16 protein-coding genes and 1 tRNA gene are annotated in these 16,767 nt (G+C 39.0%); 4 read left to right on the forward strand and 13 right to left on the reverse strand.

Annotated elements, in window-relative coordinates; all coding sequences use genetic code 11:
* The first annotated feature begins 136 nt into the window (after positions 1-136).
* Positions 137-1,471 (forward strand): chromosomal replication initiator protein DnaA, encoded by a 1,335-nt coding sequence (gene dnaA / locus TLET_RS00015; protein ID WP_012002055.1) that lies wholly within the window; start codon positions 137-139, stop codon positions 1,469-1,471.
* On the opposite strand, the gene TLET_RS00020 is transcribed toward dnaA, so the two are convergent.
* The 9 genes from TLET_RS00020 to TLET_RS00060 form a co-directional block, all read right to left on the reverse strand.
* Positions 1,440-2,450: an NAD(P)H-dependent glycerol-3-phosphate dehydrogenase gene (locus TLET_RS00020; protein WP_012002056.1), complete on the reverse strand. Its 1,011-nt coding sequence runs from the start codon at positions 2,448-2,450 to the stop codon at positions 1,440-1,442. The two genes, dnaA and TLET_RS00020, sit on opposite strands and share 32 nt — an antisense overlap.
* Positions 2,447-3,373, reverse strand: coding sequence for a tRNA (guanosine(46)-N7)-methyltransferase TrmB (trmB, locus tag TLET_RS00025; protein ID WP_012002057.1), 927 nt, complete (start codon positions 3,371-3,373; stop codon positions 2,447-2,449). The genes TLET_RS00020 and trmB overlap by 4 nt, the downstream gene beginning before the upstream one ends.
* On the reverse strand, positions 3,370-4,518 hold the full coding sequence (locus tag TLET_RS00030; RefSeq protein WP_041428348.1) for a tetratricopeptide repeat protein: 1,149 nt from the start codon (positions 4,516-4,518) through the stop codon (positions 3,370-3,372). Before TLET_RS00030 ends, trmB begins: the two co-directional genes overlap by 4 nt.
* Positions 4,519-4,520: 2 nt before the next feature.
* Positions 4,521-6,035 carry an NAD(P)H-hydrate dehydratase gene (locus TLET_RS00035; protein ID WP_309297894.1) on the reverse strand — a complete coding sequence of 505 codons (1,515 nt, stop codon included), beginning with the start codon at positions 6,033-6,035 and terminating at the stop codon, positions 4,521-4,523.
* A 13-nt stretch (positions 6,036-6,048) separates the two neighbouring features.
* Entirely contained in the window at positions 6,049-6,510 is a 462-nt protein-coding gene (locus TLET_RS00040) for a lytic transglycosylase domain-containing protein (protein WP_012002060.1), read from the reverse strand.
* 61 nt (positions 6,511-6,571) lie between these two features.
* The gene (locus TLET_RS00045; protein WP_012002061.1) at positions 6,572-7,294 is read right to left on the reverse strand and encodes a prepilin peptidase; all 723 of its coding nucleotides are present in this window, start codon (positions 7,292-7,294) and stop codon (positions 6,572-6,574) included.
* Complete coding sequence (locus TLET_RS00050; protein ID WP_012002062.1) at positions 7,279-8,352, reverse strand: tetratricopeptide repeat protein; 1,074 nt, start codon at positions 8,350-8,352, stop codon at positions 7,279-7,281. Before TLET_RS00050 ends, TLET_RS00045 begins: the two co-directional genes overlap by 16 nt.
* Before the next feature lie 67 nt (positions 8,353-8,419).
* Entirely contained in the window at positions 8,420-9,442 is a 1,023-nt protein-coding gene (locus TLET_RS00055) for a lysylphosphatidylglycerol synthase transmembrane domain-containing protein (protein ID WP_081430035.1), read from the reverse strand.
* Complete coding sequence (locus tag TLET_RS00060; protein ID WP_012002064.1) at positions 9,430-10,440, reverse strand: glycosyltransferase family 4 protein; 1,011 nt, start codon at positions 10,438-10,440, stop codon at positions 9,430-9,432. Before TLET_RS00060 ends, TLET_RS00055 begins: the two co-directional genes overlap by 13 nt.
* Before the next feature lie 75 nt (positions 10,441-10,515).
* Here TLET_RS00060 and TLET_RS00065 point away from each other — a divergent pair.
* Positions 10,516-10,590: transfer RNA gene (locus TLET_RS00065), tRNA-Val, on the forward strand.
* 1 nt (position 10,591) lies between these two features.
* Here the strand turns inward: TLET_RS00065 and recG are convergent.
* Genes recG through TLET_RS00080 form a run of 4 tightly spaced genes read right to left on the reverse strand, consistent with a single transcriptional unit; the run spans position 10,592 to position 14,228 of the window.
* Positions 10,592-12,934, reverse strand: a complete 2,343-nt coding sequence (recG, locus tag TLET_RS00070) for an ATP-dependent DNA helicase RecG (RefSeq protein WP_038051428.1) — start codon at positions 12,932-12,934, stop codon at positions 10,592-10,594.
* Positions 12,915-13,073, reverse strand: a complete 159-nt coding sequence (locus TLET_RS10895) for a hypothetical protein (protein ID WP_154654500.1) — start codon at positions 13,071-13,073, stop codon at positions 12,915-12,917. The genes recG and TLET_RS10895 overlap by 20 nt, the downstream gene beginning before the upstream one ends.
* Positions 13,070-13,582 (reverse strand): hypoxanthine phosphoribosyltransferase, encoded by a 513-nt coding sequence (gene hpt / locus TLET_RS00075; protein WP_012002066.1) that lies wholly within the window; start codon positions 13,580-13,582, stop codon positions 13,070-13,072. Before hpt ends, TLET_RS10895 begins: the two co-directional genes overlap by 4 nt.
* A 13-nt stretch (positions 13,583-13,595) precedes the next feature.
* On the reverse strand, positions 13,596-14,228 hold the full coding sequence (locus TLET_RS00080) for an MBL fold metallo-hydrolase (protein ID WP_012002067.1): 633 nt from the start codon (positions 14,226-14,228) through the stop codon (positions 13,596-13,598).
* A 281-nt stretch (positions 14,229-14,509) separates the two neighbouring features.
* Here TLET_RS00080 and dnaK point away from each other — a divergent pair, with 281 nt between their 5' ends.
* Positions 14,510-16,288, forward strand: coding sequence for a molecular chaperone DnaK (gene dnaK, locus TLET_RS00085; RefSeq protein WP_028843597.1), 1,779 nt, complete (start codon positions 14,510-14,512; stop codon positions 16,286-16,288).
* 24 nt (positions 16,289-16,312) lie between these two features.
* On the forward strand, positions 16,313-16,756 hold the full coding sequence (locus TLET_RS00090) for an Hsp20/alpha crystallin family protein (RefSeq protein ID WP_012002069.1): 444 nt from the start codon (positions 16,313-16,315) through the stop codon (positions 16,754-16,756).
* The last annotated feature ends 11 nt before the right edge of the window (positions 16,757-16,767 follow it).

A 16,767-nucleotide genomic window follows, 5' to 3' on the forward strand; every position in this document is an offset into this window, starting at 1 on the left:
CAGGAAAATCATCAACAAATAGGAAAGTTTTTAGAAGATAAACAATTCTGTTCCTTGAACTTTTCCCCGGTCGTGTTCATAATAGTATTTGTACCTACCTTATTTTCTATCTATTTTATGAGGAGTAGTTACTCTTATGAAAAGCGAGATAATAGAATCTTTAAAATCAAAACTTAACCGCCGGGTGTGGGAAAGCTGGTTTGGAACCTTTGATGTGAAAGAAATTGGTCCAGACTATGTAGTTTTTCAGGTTGGAAATCTTTTCATCAGAGAGTGGCTCGAGAAAAAATACGGCTCCCTGATATCTAAAACCTTGCGAGAGTTGTTTGGAAAGCCGATGGATTTTCGAATAGAACACGCCTCAGCAAAGACAGAGGAAAAATTAGATTCCAATGAAGATGAGCCACTCGTTAAAAAACGTCCTTTGATCTTGACACCTTTGAACCCAATTTTAACTTTCGAAAACTTTGTCGTTGGTCCAAACAATATGTTTGCATACAGCACATGCCTCGAGGTTGCTAAAAATCCTGGTAAATATAACCCTCTGTTCCTTCATGGTGGTGTTGGGCTTGGGAAAACGCACCTATTGCAAGCCATAGGGCATTATTTATTCAAGCACGAGCCAGATATGAGAGTAATTTATCTAACCAGTGAAAGATTTTTGAATGAACTGGTTGACTCAATAAAAAAGAACAGAGTTCAAGAATTCAGAGATAAATTCAGGAACAAAATAGACGTGTTATTACTTGACGATGTACAGTTTCTGATAGGAAAAACTGGCATTCAAACAGAGCTTTTCCACACATTCAATGAACTTTACAACGAAGGTAAGCAAATAGTTGTGTGTTCTGACAGAGATCCCCAGCAACTCGAAAAATTCCAAGACAGGCTGGTGTCGAGATTTCAAATGGGCGTGGTAACAAAAATAGAAAAGCCTGATGAAGAAACTTGTTTTAAAATAGCCCAAAAAATGGCACAGCTGGAGAATGCAGAGCTTCAGGAAGATATTTTGAAATTAATATCGAAAAACTTCTCGGATAATCTTAGAAGGCTCCGTGGCGCTCTTGTAAAACTTATAATGTATCAACAGATATCCGGTGAGAAAGTTGACCTGCAAAAAGCCTTTGAGCTGCTAGCAATACAAAATTCGTATCACAACAAATCCCTACCAGAGGAAAAACTGATGAACTCAATCTGCGAAATTTTTGGCGTCTCTCAGGAAGAAATCCTCAGTAAGAGCAGAAAAAAGGAAGTGGCTCTTGCAAGGCAGATTGGCATGTATGTCGCCAGAAATTACATGGGGTTCTCTTTAAGAAAAGTAGCTGACATGTTTAAAAGATCACATCCTACTGTCTCACACACAATACAAAAACTGGAGGAATTAACCAATAGTGGGAACATGGTTATAAAATCCCAGATAGATAGGCTGGCAAGATGTGTCACAGGTCAGATTCTGGACCAATCTGTGTAAGATCTATTTCCATCTTCAGTGGTCTGCTCATCAATTCAGATATAGCCTGATAGGGATCTTTTTTTCTAAAAAGTACGTCATAAACCTGCCTGCATATGGGCATATCTATGTGTAAAGAATCAGCCATTCTCAATAAAGGCCCTACCGTATAGACACCCTCAGCAACCATTTTCATCTGAGAAAGAATATCTTTTAGTGCCATACCTTTACCTATCATTTCTCCTACATATCTGTTCCTGCTATAAGGGCTTGTACAGGTAACAATCAAATCACCCATGCCGGCAAGCCCCATAAAAGTAAGGGGGCTCCTTGCGCCGAGGGATAATCCAAATCTTGCTATTTCCTGTAAACCTCGCGTTATCAAAGCCGCTTTTGCATTGTGCCATTGACCAAGACCATCTAATATTCCTGCTGCTATGGCTATTACGTTTTTAACCGCTCCAGATATTTCGACGCCAAGAACATCATCATTTACATAAACTCTGAAATAATCATTGCTGAAGGCCTGTTGAAATGCTTCGGTAATGCTGTTTGGACCAGCGATAACAACGCTGGTGGGCAATCTCTTTGCAACTTCCACAGCATGGCACGGGCCAGAAAGAACTAAATAATCAGCGTCTCTCCATCGCGATTTAACGATAGAACTTATTGTTCTCAATTTCTCGTCGATACCTTTTGAGAGATTCACAATAACTGCCGGTTTTCTCTCAATTTTTGCCATAGTTTCATCAACGTATTTGGTTGGCACAGCTATTACCAGATTATCTGAAAAATGAACCGCACTGGAAATATCAGATGAAGCAATTAGAGTCTCTGGAAGTCTCACGTTCGGTAAATAATCGTCGTTTGCATGATATTTGTTTATCTTGTCTGCCAATTCTTCTCTTCTTGCCCAAATTAAAACTTCGTGACCGTTCTCAACCAAAAGCTTTGCAAAAGCTGTTCCCCAACTTCCAGCACCAAGAATGGAAAACTTCAAAATCCTATCACCTCTGCTATTTTGCGCACCGAAAATTTTACAACGGGTGTTCGGTATGCAGATGCATCTGTATCGAGTTTAACGAGCCATCTATCATGAACTTTCTCTACACTGATAAAATATCTCTGCTGAAAACCTCCTTCATTTGAAACAATTCTAAGCAGGTATTCGTCCTGTGAGTAATACACTGATTTAACCACAAAAACCCCTTTTAAATGCTTGAAAATGGTATCCTTTAATCCAAGAATTTTTTCTCTATTCACATTCTCTATATGAACATGAGGCATCTCAAAACCTCCCCAGGTCCATCTCTCAACAGTAATGTGATTGATTTTCTTAGCCCGCAAAATGTAGATATCCTTACCCTGAGAAATCCACTTTTTTTCATACCTCGTACCCACAATCGTTTTATCACTTTTGCCAAATTCGATAATTTCAAAACATCCTGTTTTCAAAAGAAATGCCTTCATGTGTTCCACATACCATTTAACATCGCTGATCAACTGAAAATTACCATCCGCTTTCAAAACGGCCGCGAGTGTTTCTGTAAATCCTTGATCTGTGAACCTTTTCCCTTGATGAGACTTCTTTGGCCAGGGACATGGAAAATTGATGTATACTTCCCAAACGCTGTTGTCGGAAAAAAATTCTCTCAGGGCAAATTTTCCATCTATGCGTGATACTTTCACATTCTCTATCGATTCAGAATACAGCTTTTTTTGTATCTTTACGAGCGAAATAAGGGACGTTTCAAATCCAATAAAATTGCACCAGCTCTTCTCTTTTGCCATAGAAACAAGGAACTCGCCATTGCCAAAACCTATTTCCACAGCGAGTTCCTTATTGTTGCCAAAGATCTTTTTCCAATCTATCGGTGCTGCGTAATGACGAAGATCCAAATCATATCTCAAAAATTCGCTCATTTCCCAGCTCCTGACATCCTTTCAAGAAAATATTTTGCATGGGGCACATATTCACTATCAGGATACAAGGTAATAAATTTGCTGAACAATTGGCTTGCCATTACTATATTGCCCACCTCGTAACTACTCAATGCCATGAAATAAAAAGCATCATCTTTAAAATATATGCTGGTGTCTTTCAAAATATTAGACACATTCTCCAAAACATTGTACGCATCTTGATAATAACCAGACCTATACAGCTGGTAACCAAACAGCCAGAGTGATCTTACCAAATCAATACTTAAATTCTCAGACAATTCCAGAGAAATCGGTTTTGACCTTGCTTCACCCAAAAGCTTTATTATTTCTTCCTTCAAAGATCCCAGTTCCTGCGACTCGCCTTCTTTTATTGATTCAATTGCCAGTAGAATTTTATCGATAGACTGCGACAGCTCGTTAGATGTCTGCTCCACTTTTTCACTCAGTGTGGAAATCTCAAAATTTGAAAATGACTCGTTGATTCTCCTGAGAGACAAATCGAGTTCTTTCACGTGTGTTCTAAGTTCTTGCATTTCAGATTCAACAACATCAATTTTGCTAGATTGAGCCATGCTTTTGAATATACCAGCGAGAGAAATTGCCAATGTGAAGAGTATCGCTATCAATACAATCAGATCCATTTTTACAAAATTAGAAGCCCCGCCAGATTTCGCAATAAGTAAAGGATGAGAAGCATCAAGTTTTTTTAGAACATTTTCAAAGATTTTTGCCCTGGCTTTGTCACCTTCCCTCCTCGCGAGTTCAAGTTTTAAAGCTACAGCTTCGACTAATTCCGGATACGTTTTTGAAACAGACTCTAAAATAGCCATAGCCCCTTCAAAATTGTTCTTGTTGGCCTCTTCAAAAGCTTCCTTAACATCCTGGGAATAATCTGTTTTGACTCTTTCGTGAGCCGTTTTGTAAAGAGTGCTGTATTCATCTTTTCTTTCCTCCGACAAATTTTCGTACACCTTCAGCACTGTCTTCCAATTTCCAGAAGCAGCCTCTAACTCAAGCAACAAATGAGGATAATCGTCCTGAAACAAACTTAAAACAGCCCTTGCCCTCGAGAGCATATTTTCTTTTATCAAATCCCTTACCACCCTCTCGACTGCATCGTTCACACTCACACCTCCTCCATCGCAACTGGTATCAAATCCAGAAGTTCGCTTACTAACATCGATCCTTCCCTGTGTCTATAATGTTCCGAAGCAAGACCGTGTAGATAAACGCTGCAAATGGATGCATCTTTTTGGTTTAATCCTTGAGCAGCAAAACCGCCTATCATACCTGCAAGTATGTCTCCACTACCCGCTTTTGAAAGAGAGGTATTTCCCGTCAAATTGAAAAAAGTTTCATTTGGTGTGCTTATTATCGTGGTTGCACTTTTCAAAACAACCACCAGATTATATTTTTTCGAAAACTCTTCTGTTAAAAGATAATTGTACTTTACATCTGATAAATCTTCACCAGTCAAACGTGCAAATTCTGCAGGATGAGGTGTTAGAACAGCCGGAACCTGAATTTTTTCCAGAATATTTAGATCCCTTGCCAGACAATTCAATCCATCTGCATCTATGACAACCGGAACCTTCAAATTTTCCAAAAATTCACTTAAGAACTTTCTCACACCATCATTGCAAGTAATACCTGGACCTATAACTACTGCATCTGCATTATTTGATAGCTCCAGAGCAATTGCTACATCTTGCTCACAAAAGTGTTTTTTATCAACCACTGTTGCCACCAATCCAGGCTCTCTCTGTATTGCTACCTCATTTGCGGGAGAGCATGTTAGAAGATGAACATATCCGCAACCAACCCGCAGGGCCGACAAAGATGTCAAAACGGCTGCGCCCGGATATTCAGCAGATCCTGCTATAACAAGCAATTTTCCATAACTTCCTTTATGGGAATCAGGAAATCTCTCTGGTATCAATCGGGAAACAAGCTGCTTGGTTATTATTTGCCTTGTAAACTGTTTTGATTCTCTTAGCACTCTCGGTATACCTATGCTTGCCACCTTGAGCTGTCCACAAAGTTCTCTGCCAGGATACAAAAGATGACATGGTTTTGGTAAACCAAAAGTCACAGTTAAATCAGCTTTTACAGCTATTCCCAGTATTTTACCTGTATCCGAATCCAATCCGGACGGAATATCTATAGAAACTACGTAATTTGAATATAAGTTAATCAACTTGATCAATTCTGCTATCTGACCGCGGACCTCACCTTTAATACCTATCCCAAGAAGTGCATCAATCACAATATCACACTTTTTCATGATATCAGCAACATCATCGAGTGTTACATCAACTCCAAGTACCCTGATATCTCCACCAACACTTTTCAACCTTTTGAAATTTTCTCCAGCCTCGACAGACAATTTTTTCTCATCACCTGCAAAAACGATCGTCACATAATCTGTATAGTCAAGCAAATCTCTTGCTGCAACAAAGCCGTCTCCGCCATTATTTCCAGGTCCGCACAAAACAAGAAACGACAGATCTGACAAATTTTTGAAAACCTGTTCTATTGAGAGCACAACTGAAAGACCTGCTCGCTCCATGAGAATAGAAGAAGGAATAAAAAATTGCTCAGCAGCTAATCTATCAATCTCTTTCATCTGCTGTGACGTCACTATTTTCAAAAAATCACCCCATCCAGAAATAAAGTACTTTATAGATTTTATAATACAATTTTATTCTATACAAATACTTCTCCGCCAACGTTTTACGGGTTTCCAGCTGTGATGGTCCAACGTTGTAAGCCATCAGTGCAAGATCTATATTTTCATCATACAGCTGCATTAAATATTTCAAATAAGTTGTACCTAAGACAATATTGTCAACAGGATGATTGACATTGCTATCAATCAAATTGAACTTTTCCTTCATCCAGTCAGCCGTCCTGGGCATGACTTGCATCAAACCTATTGCACCTGCCGGAGAAATTGCGTTCTCCCTGAAATTGCTCTCAACTTTGATCAAAGCCATTATTAAAAGAGGGTCCAAAGGTTTGCTGTTCTCTCTGACAACTGAATAATACTTCACGGGAAATTGCCAATAGAAAAGCACAATAATTATCAAAAACAAAGTCAGGCAGATCAGTTTCACAAATAAAGAGCGTTCAAAAGCAAATTATCATGAACGCCGTTAGCACCTCCTTAACACAAAATTACACTGACAGAAATTTTTGAATCACAAGAATTATATATCCAGTCGGAGCCAGGAACGTTCCAAAAGGGATTCTCTTTTTTGCGATAAGTTTTCCTTTATCTCTTATTAGAGCATATATTATGCCAGATAAAGAGGCAAAGACCAGGCTGTAGAGTGAACCAGTTATTCCAAGTGACAGGCTCATCGCAGCCATCAATAAGATATCACCGCTTCCCATTCCACCTTTATACAAAAGGCTCAGAACTATCAAAAGAACTGTTACAAGACCAACAGCTACCAGATTCAATAATTCAGCACCTCTTACAATCCATAAAACGAAACTACCAGCACCTATTAATAAAAGAGTTATATCTGGGATTAACATAAATTGCAAATCGATAAGCGATAGAACTATTACAGACGATAAAATTATTGAAAGAGCAATAAATTCCAAGAAATTAGAACAGAAAATAAAATTGACAAGATAACCAACGCCATTGCAAAGCTCGACTGCAGGATATCTCAAACTTATCCTTCCGCCACAATTTCTGCATCTTCCGCCAAGTAAGATATAACTTATTAAAGGAATGTTGTCGTACCATCGAATTTTTTTACCACATAAAGGGCATATGGAATAGGCAGGTTTCACCAAACTCAAATTTTCACGCGGCAATCTGTAAATTACTGCGTTCAGGAAACTTCCAATAATGACCCCAAACACAAAACTCAGGAAATGCCACAAGAGCGCATCTCCTCCTCGGTCAGAAACTCAGAAAACAGCTCTTTTTTCCCATACAAATACCATATGTTCTGGTCTTTCATTTCCTGAATAATCTGCTTTGCCTGATCTTTTTTCCCCTGTTTTAAATACGCCAGGAACAGCAGCAATTTTAAATGTGTTTTTGTTTTTGAATCACCAAGCATCTGTGTAACAACTTCTTCAACTGTCGCATAATTCCCATGTTTTAACTGAATTCTGCTCCAGACTTCCACATCACTCATGTAAACTGGCCTGGTCTTTAAAATTCTCTGCTCCATCTCGGTTGCTTTATCTAACTTCCCAACTTTTTTATAAGCTTCTGAGAGCTCAAACATACCAAGAACGCTGTTTGAATCTATCTTCAAAAATCTTTCCAGTACCTCGCACACTCTGCTATGTGCACCCATCTTTCTGTATGCTTCAGCGAGCATGAAATAAGTGAATTTGTTATCCGGTGCATACTCTATCTCTTTTTCCCAGTAAGAAGCTGCTCTCGCATATTCACCAAGGTTGTAGTAAGCCTCGCCGAGAGAAGAATAAGCCTCTACAAGCCACGGATCAATCTCTATAGCTTTGTCAAGATATCTTATTCCCTGCTCAAAATCGCCTTTTTCAAGCATCAAAGATCCGAGAAGTTCATAAGCTGGTGCATAATTTTTATCTATCTCAAGAATATACTTTATAACCTTGAATGATACTTCATGAAGATCCTTATCCGCATAATCAAGCGCAAGATCATACAAACCGTTCATAGTTGCATGAATAAAATTTCTCGGAGATATTTTCTTTTTTTCAAGCCATTCAACCAACTCTTCAAAACAAATCGGATCATAAACCACTTCATTCAGCAAAGTTACATTATTTTCGATATATTCACAATTCTCAATCTCCCTCTTGATCCACTCCTTATTAACGAAGTCCTGTTTCATGAACTCCCAGTCTCCTTCGTACATTAAATCCCTTAGCATAATTACAAAAGGTGTGTCAGTTGTAATCTCAATCTGCTTTTGCTGTATTTCCAAGATAATCACCCTTTCCACTGTACCACTCCCCTGCAATATTTACTTCATCATCATTTTACATTATACCCTGATTTTTTAAAATGTGTCACTTTACATAAAACTTGCTCATATTCCTCATTTCATGAGCTGTAGTCAAACCTCCAATTATTATATTCACGTAATACGTTAAAAATCTCCACAGTAACAATGTAGCGACAGTTTCAGGGCCAAAAAGAAATTTGAAAAACAGAACATACCCACTTTCTGAAACGCCCATTGCACCAGGTGTTGGCATCAAAGAGATCACCAGAAATAACACAAGCTGAAACAAAACTGTTTCGAAATACGAACAATTGACACCTACAGACCGGGCAACAAAATAAGTTATAGAAACTCTTGCGGTCATCTGACACAGCGTTGTAAAAATAGAAAAGAGAAGAAGAAAAGGATTACCCATAGACCTGAGCATGTATTTGTTGAAAAGCTCTGTTTGTGCTATTGTTTTCTCAACAACTGCCTGTTGATGTTTTATTAATCTTAAAAAAGCCAGAGGTTTTATCAATGTCTTAACGAGCCATATTGCAAGGTTTCTGTTGATGGAAAAAATCAATAAAAACATCAACACAGCTCCATTCAGGGCAAAACCAGCGAATGCAAACCAGGCAAATCTGGTTATGTTTTTTTGGAGAATGTCATATGCAGCATAAACACCAAAAATTCCCATACCGGTTGCTACCAGTTGATAAACTATAAATCTTGAAACATACAGGGCGGTAGCTTCTCCGTACTCAACACCTCTTTTGTTCATAAAGGCTATCTGGGCAGGCTGTCCCCCTGTGGAAAAAGGTGTAATTGCTGAGAAGAAGTTGCCAATGAGTGTAGATTTAAATAGATAAGTCATACTTATTTTTGTCTTATAAGAGATAGCAAAAATCTTAACTGTTATCGTTTCCAGAAACCAATCGCATATCATTAAAAACCCACCGATCGTTAACCACCCTATAGACACTCTCTTCAAAGCCCTCACAGTTGAGGATAGATCCGTGAAACCTGCGATGAATATTACTATAATAAAGCTGATAACAAGTATAATAAGGGATTTTGATAATGTGCTCTTCAACTTGTGCACCGCCCTAAGATATTTTCATAAATTTCTCTCAAGGCTCTCCCAATATTCGACAAGTCTCTTTCAAAAGCCACCTTTCTGCCTTCCCGAGAAAGTTTGTCCGAGAGATTCTTATCCACAATTAATTTTTCTATAAGTGCCTCGAAATCATCGTTCGAGTTTCCTTTTAAACAGTTAACACCGTTTTCTAACCAATCTCGGTACACGGGAATATCTCTAACGACAACAGGGCATTCACAGGAGAGCGCTTCAAGGACCACAATTCCTTCGTTTTCCTCGTAAGTTGGAAAGAAAAAAACATCTGCCGCAGAATACGCGCCAACAAGTTCTTCGCGATCCAAGAAACCAGGAAAAATGACATTTTGTGGGGGATTTTTAATCATTTCACGAACATCTCTTGGAAGAACACTTGTTATTTTCGCTCCGAGCCATACAAAGGTGTAATTTCTCATTTTACGAGCAACGGCCACAAAATCGTGTATGCCTTTTCTTTTAAATGGAAAGCCAACAGAGAGGACGATGGGTTTGCTCAAACCAAATTTTTTCAGGAATTGTTTGGCTTTTTCATCATTTTTCTTAAATATTTCTGTGTCAATTCCATTGGATAAAACTGTCCCGGGGATTTGTATACCATAACCCCTGATGATCGATTCTGTATACTTAGTTGGGAAAATCAAATAATCTGCCTTTGAATAAAGCTTTTTCAACCATTTTTGAGAAATCCGAGCATAAAAATTGCTGAAAATAAAACTATTTCGGATATCCTCAGCAGTTGTATGAACATGCCATATAACCGGTATATTCTTTTTTTTACAGTGCTCAACAACCATTCTGGAGCTGGGTCCAACCGTATTTACGTGGGCAATATCATATATATCTTCCCAATCGCAGGTATAGTCAACTCCTGCCCTCTTAAGTGCTTCTATTTGTTGTTTATATGCTGTCCCTATACCAGATTTAGATATTAACCTTGCAGCTTCGGCATACAACAGAATTCTCACACTAAATCGCCCCCAAATCAATCTGGAGCAAGTCTTGAAAAAAAACTCCTCGGGTGATAGAATTTTACCATGCATGGGTGCGTAGCTCAGAGGGAGAGCGCTTCCCTCACGAGGAAGAGGCCGCAGGTTCGATTCCTGCCGCACCCACCAGTCAGGCTATTTTTACAAGTTTCAGCCTTTCCCCATAGATTGTTTTCACCTTCTTAACTATATCCGGGTATTGTTCTTTTTTTCTCACTATTTCCTCAGCATCATTTCTTGCTCTGAAAAGAAGTTCTCTGTCCCTTATCAAATCAGCTATCTTTAATTCCGGCAATCCATGCTGCTTTAATCCGAGAATTTCTCCAGGACCTCGAAGTTTCATATCATATTCTGCTACCTCGAACCCGTTTTTAGTCATAGAAAAATACCTGAGTCTTTCCAGAGCATCATCATCAACATTTCCAACAACCAGAAAACAGTAACCCTGTTTATCTCCACGACCTATCCTTCCCCGAAGCTGATGAAGCTGTGCCAGTCCAAAACGTTCTGGATTTTCTATAATCATCACCGTTGCTCTTGGCACATCTATACCCACCTCTATTACAGTTGTTGAAATCAGAATATCGAACTCTCCCGTGGCAAACCTCTCCATTATTTTATCTTTTTCTTGCTGACTCATTTTTCCATGCAACAATCCGACTCTGAATTCCCCAAAAATCTTTTTTGACAGATATTCATGCATTCGAATGGCTGCTTTTGCTTGAATTTTGTCGGATTCTTCTATAAGTGGATAAACGATAAAAACCTGTCCTCCCTCTGCTATTTCTTTCTTCACAAATTCATACACCTGTTCTAATTTTGAAACGGAGACAAGCATAGTTTTCACATCTTTTCTACCCGGGGGCATTTCATCAATAACTGTTATATCCAGGTCCCCATATATCGTTAATGCCAGGGTTCTTGGAATAGGAGTAGCAGTCATAACAAGTGTGTCAAGCGCTTTTCCTTTACTTACAAGTGCTTCTCTCTGCTTTACGCCAAATCTGTGCTGTTCATCTATTATTACAAGTCCAAGATTGGAAAAGCTGACATCCTCCTGAATCAACGTGTGTGTACCTATAACAACCGATATTTCTCCGTCAGAAAGCATGCGCTTTATCTTTTCTTTTTCTCTTGAGCTGGTTTCACCCAAAAGAAGAGCTGTTCTGATACCCATTTCTTCAAAAGCAGGTGACATTCTTCTGTAATGCTGCATTGCAAGAATTGAAGTCGGTGCCATCACTGCCGATTGAAAACCTGCTTCAAAATTATCAACAATAGCAAGCTGTGCAACAACTGTTTTGCCACAGCCAACATCACCCTGTAGCAATCTACTCATCGGTTTATTTGACATCAAATCCGCTCTTATTTGCCTGTGTGCCTCTTTCTGAGAGTCTGTCAACTTAAAAGGCAATTTTCTCAAAAACTCTTCCGCAAGCTTACCAGGGATCTTCTTTGGCAGTCCACCAATTTCTTCAAAAGATTTTCGAGAAAGTAAAAGGGCAAACTGCATTAAAAATAATTCTTCATATGCTAATCTCTCGATCGATTTCTTAAGGTGATAGTTACTCTTTGGAAAATGTATGCCAAGAAGAGCCCTTGAAATATCCATCAATTTTCGTTTTTTCATCAACTCCTCGGGCAATTCATCTGTGTAGTGACAGACGCAGGAAATATTCTCCCTGACTATTCTTCTAATCTCTTTCTGGCTTATGCCATGGGTTAAGGGGTATATTGGAAGAATCTCAAGAACTTGTGTCCCATCCTCTGGTTCAATCTCTGGATTTACCATTTCAATACCACCAAATTGAGAATGTTTTACCAAACCAGTTGCATAAATAGTTTTATTTTTTAAAACCTGAAGGCCTTTATGGAGGTATTCCTGATTGAACCATTTCAATAAAAGCTGACTTACACCGTCGGCAAGTACAGCTGCTGTAATTGTCATAGAACCAATTTTCTTGGTTTCAACATTCACCACTTTTCCTCTTGTGGTGAGCTTTCCTTCGAAACTAATCTCCGAAATCGGAATTATTTTTCTGCGATCTTCGTAATCCCGTGGAAAGTAGAAAATCAGATCCCCAAGTGTTGATATTCCCAGTTTCTTCAAAATGGCCTCTTTTCTTGGTCCAACTCTCTTTGCATATTTAATTTCACAGCTCGGTTGTTTCATCTGCGAACAATCTGGATTTGAGATTAGATACCAATCTCTGAAACGCTCAATCATTCCCAAGGAATTTTTTACTCTTTTTATAGCTCTCTCAGGCTGCATATCGGCAACTGGTTCGATGTATTCAAATAATTGCTTAAATTTCTCGAGAATCTCCGAATTTTGCAAAACATGGTCAGCAACAAGTTCATACCGATCCTGGACTTCCTCGACCAGCTCGTTTGTACCCTTTTTTCCATGTAACACTTCAAGCAAACTTTGCTCAAGAAAATCAAGAAACTCTTCAACGAGGATAGGGTGCATCGTAAACAATGCTCTCCCAGTTTTGAAGATTAACCCAACCAGAAATTCGCATCTCGATAAGTTTCTGCAACGAGAAGAGAATGCCAGATACCACCACAAGCAATATCAAGCCAGCAATAATCATTGAACCTTTTTTCATTCTAAATATCCTATATAGGGAAGATTTCTGTACCTTTCTTCATAATCAAGCCCATAACCAACTACGAAGAGATCTCCTACTTTGAATCCAACAAAATCTATTGGTATGCCATGATCATGCTTTTGTTTCTCAATCAAAGTTACTACTTTGAGATCTGCTGGTTTGTATTTCCTCAAATATGCAAGTATGTACCTCAACGTATTACCGGTGTCGATTATATCCTCAACTACAAGGACATGCTTACCTGCAAGATCTTCATCAACCCACGATTTGACGCGTATTCTTCCTGTTGATTGAGTACCTGCATAGCTCGATACATGAACAAATGAATAGCTAATATTCATATTTATGCTCAAAACCAACTCACTGAAAAAATGTACTGAGCCCTTGAGCACGCATATAGCACTGAGCGAATCCGTTTTATCCCTGTAGTACTCTTCTATCTCTCTTCCCATTTCAGAAATTCTGCTGCGTACAGCTCCTTCATCAAACAAAATTTTTGGTAACACACAATGCCTCCTCTCAAACGTTCAGTACCTGAACCATTCTATCAAAACTTTTAAGTTCCTCGCTCAAATCAATAAAATTATCACTTGTATATCTAACATTTTCGCACAATCTTGTAAATTCCTCAACAGGGGCTATGTCAAATTTTATATACTTTGTTTTATAATGCATAGGAATCGCAATTTTCGGCTTGATCAGGTCCAAAATCTTTCTTGCTTCTTTCGGTCCTATGGTAAAAGTCCCTCCTACCGGTAAAAGCAGAACATCTAAATCTTTTAGATGTTTTATCTGTGACTCATCCGGAATGTGACCAAGATCGCCAAGGTGAGCTACTCTGAATCGACCGAAATCAAATACAAAAACTATATTACGACCCCTCCGGGCACCAGATTCATCATCATGAAAAGTTTCTATTCCAGAGATCTTCACGTCCCTGAATTCATAGTCCCCCGAATCCTTGATAATCTCAAATTTTCCTTTAATGAGTCTGTGGGCATTGTGATCAAAATGCTGGTGACTTTCCGTAATTAAATCAACGGTTACATCTGGAACTCTATAGCCAACCGAACTATCAAAAGGATCGGTGAGTATCAATGTCTTGCCGGTATCAATCAAAAAACATGCATGCCCAAACCACGTTATTCTCATGCCAACACCCCCTTGGTTTTCTCATCGAAAAAAATCTTACGTTCAGACTAATTCATTCAACAAAATTATAACAGCATTTACTATCGCTGGATTCACTTATAACCAGCCAGCATTAGTATCAGTCTATAATTACGAGTGCTATACAATTTATATACAGATACATTATTATAACCTAATCGCTTTTATATAGATAACTTTATAAACAACCAAATAGAGCCAATAGCCCTTGACAAGCTGGTTTTCAACCCATATAATGATACTGGAAGTACTTAGGAGGTGAAATGATGAGCGAAAGAGAATACGTTGTTGGTATTGATTTAGGCACGACAAATTCAGTAATAGCTTGGATGAAACCGGATGGATCGATTGAAGTAATCCCGAATGCTGAAGGTGGAAGGATAACTCCATCCATAGTAGCCTTCACAAAATCTGGGGAAATAATAGTTGGCGAACCAGCAAAACGCCAGATGATACTCAATTCAGAGCGAACTATTAAATCCATAAAGCGTAAAATGGGAAGCGATTACAAAGTAAAAATCGACGACAAGCAATATACTCCGCAGGAAATCAGCGCTTTGATTTTGAAAAAGATGAAGAAAGACGCTGAACAATACCTGAATGGAAAGATCAAAAAAGCAGTTATAACCTGTCCGGCCTATTTCAACGACGCTCAGAGACAGGCAACAAAAGAAGCCGGGCAAATTGCAGGCTTTGAAGTTCTGAGAATAATCAACGAACCAACTGCTGCTGCACTGGCTTATGGGCTTGACAAGAAAAAAGAAGAGAAGGTGCTTGTTTACGATCTCGGCGGAGGAACATTTGACGTATCCATACTCGAGATAGGCGAAGGTGTTATACAAGTAGTGGCAACATCTGGCAATAACCATCTTGGTGGAGACGATTTTGATCAGAGAATTGTCGATTGGATGGCTGAAGAATTCAAAAAACAGCACGGTGTGGATTTAAGAGAAGACAGACAAGCACTTCAAAGGTTAAGAGATGCCGCAGAGAAAGCAAAAATAGAGCTTTCGAGCAAGCTTGAAACAGACATAAGTTTGCCATACATCACTGCTACTGCATCAGGTCCGCTACATCTCGAATTGAGATTAACGAGATCTCTCTACGAATCTCTTGTTAAAGATCTGTTTGAAATGACAAAAGGTCCCGTGGAGAAAGCCTTAAGTGATGCAAAACTTTCTCCAAAGGACATAAATGAAGTAATACTTGTCGGTGGTATGACGCGTTCACCAACGGTTCACAAGATCATACAAGATATTTTTGGTAAAGAACCTAACAAAGGTGTGAACCCGGATGAGGCAGTTGCAATAGGTGCAGCTATTCAGGCAGCAATTCTTGCTGGAGAAGCAAAAGAAAAAGACATAGTTCTCGTAGATGTTACGCCACTGACGCTTGGTATCGAAGTTAAGGGAGGTCTTATGGAACCTGTTATCCCAAGAAATACCACTATACCTGTTAAAAAAAGTAAGATATTCACAACAGCGGAAGATTATCAAACGGAAGTAGAAATAAGAGTCTATCAAGGTGAAAGAACCATGGCAAGAGACAACATATTCCTCGGAAGCTTTAGACTTGTCGACATTCCACCAGCGCCAAGGGGTGTACCACAGATAGAAGTAACATTCGACATAGACAGCGATGGCATAGTACATGTCTCTGCGAAAGACCTTGCATCTAACAAAGAACAATCGATGGTAGTTACAGGTAGGCATAAATTAAAAGATGAAGACATAAAGAAAATGATGGAAGAAGCTCAGAAATATGAGGAACAAGATAAGAGAAAACGTGAAGAAGTCGAACTCAAAAATAAAGCAGACGATCTTGCCTACAGCGTGAGCAAATCTTTGAAAGAACATGGAGATAAGCTCCCAGCTGATTTGAAATCAAAACTTGAACAGCTTGTCAATGATCTGCGAGATGCGATAAATAAAGATGACATTCCAAGAGTCAAGATGCTTTTCGATGATTTACAGCAAGAGAGCATGAAGGTAGGTCAGTATCTGTACGAAAATGTTAGAAAAGAACAATCAAGTTCACAATAAAGATTTTTGAAAGGAGGGGTCTTCATGTTGCTGGAAAGACGTGAGGATTTCATGAAACCATTCAGAGAACTTCAACGTGAAATCGACAGGCTTTTTGAAGACTTCTTCGCTCCAGTGACTCGCAGAAGCACAGTTTATTCGTATTTACCAGATGTCGATGTTTATGAAACCGATGACTCAGTAGTGGTCGAAGTCGAGGTTCCTGGAATGGACAAAAAAGACTTTGAAGTAAAGGTCGAAGACAGTATTTTGAGAATCACCGGCGAAAAGAAACTCGAGCGCGAGAAGGAGAACAGAAACTACAAAGTCGTTGAAAGATGCTACGGGAAATTTGAAAGAACCCTGTCGTTGCCTGACTATGTCGATGCAGACAAAATCAAAGCAAAATATGAAAACGGTGTCTTGACAATCTCCCTGCCTAAACGCGAAGAGAAAAAGGCTAAAGTAGTGGATGTGAAAATTGAGTAAAAGATGGGGCG

The sequence above is a fragment of the Pseudothermotoga lettingae TMO genome, from assembly GCF_000017865.1.
Classification (GTDB): domain Bacteria; phylum Thermotogota; class Thermotogae; order Thermotogales; family DSM-5069; genus Pseudothermotoga_B; species Pseudothermotoga_B elfii.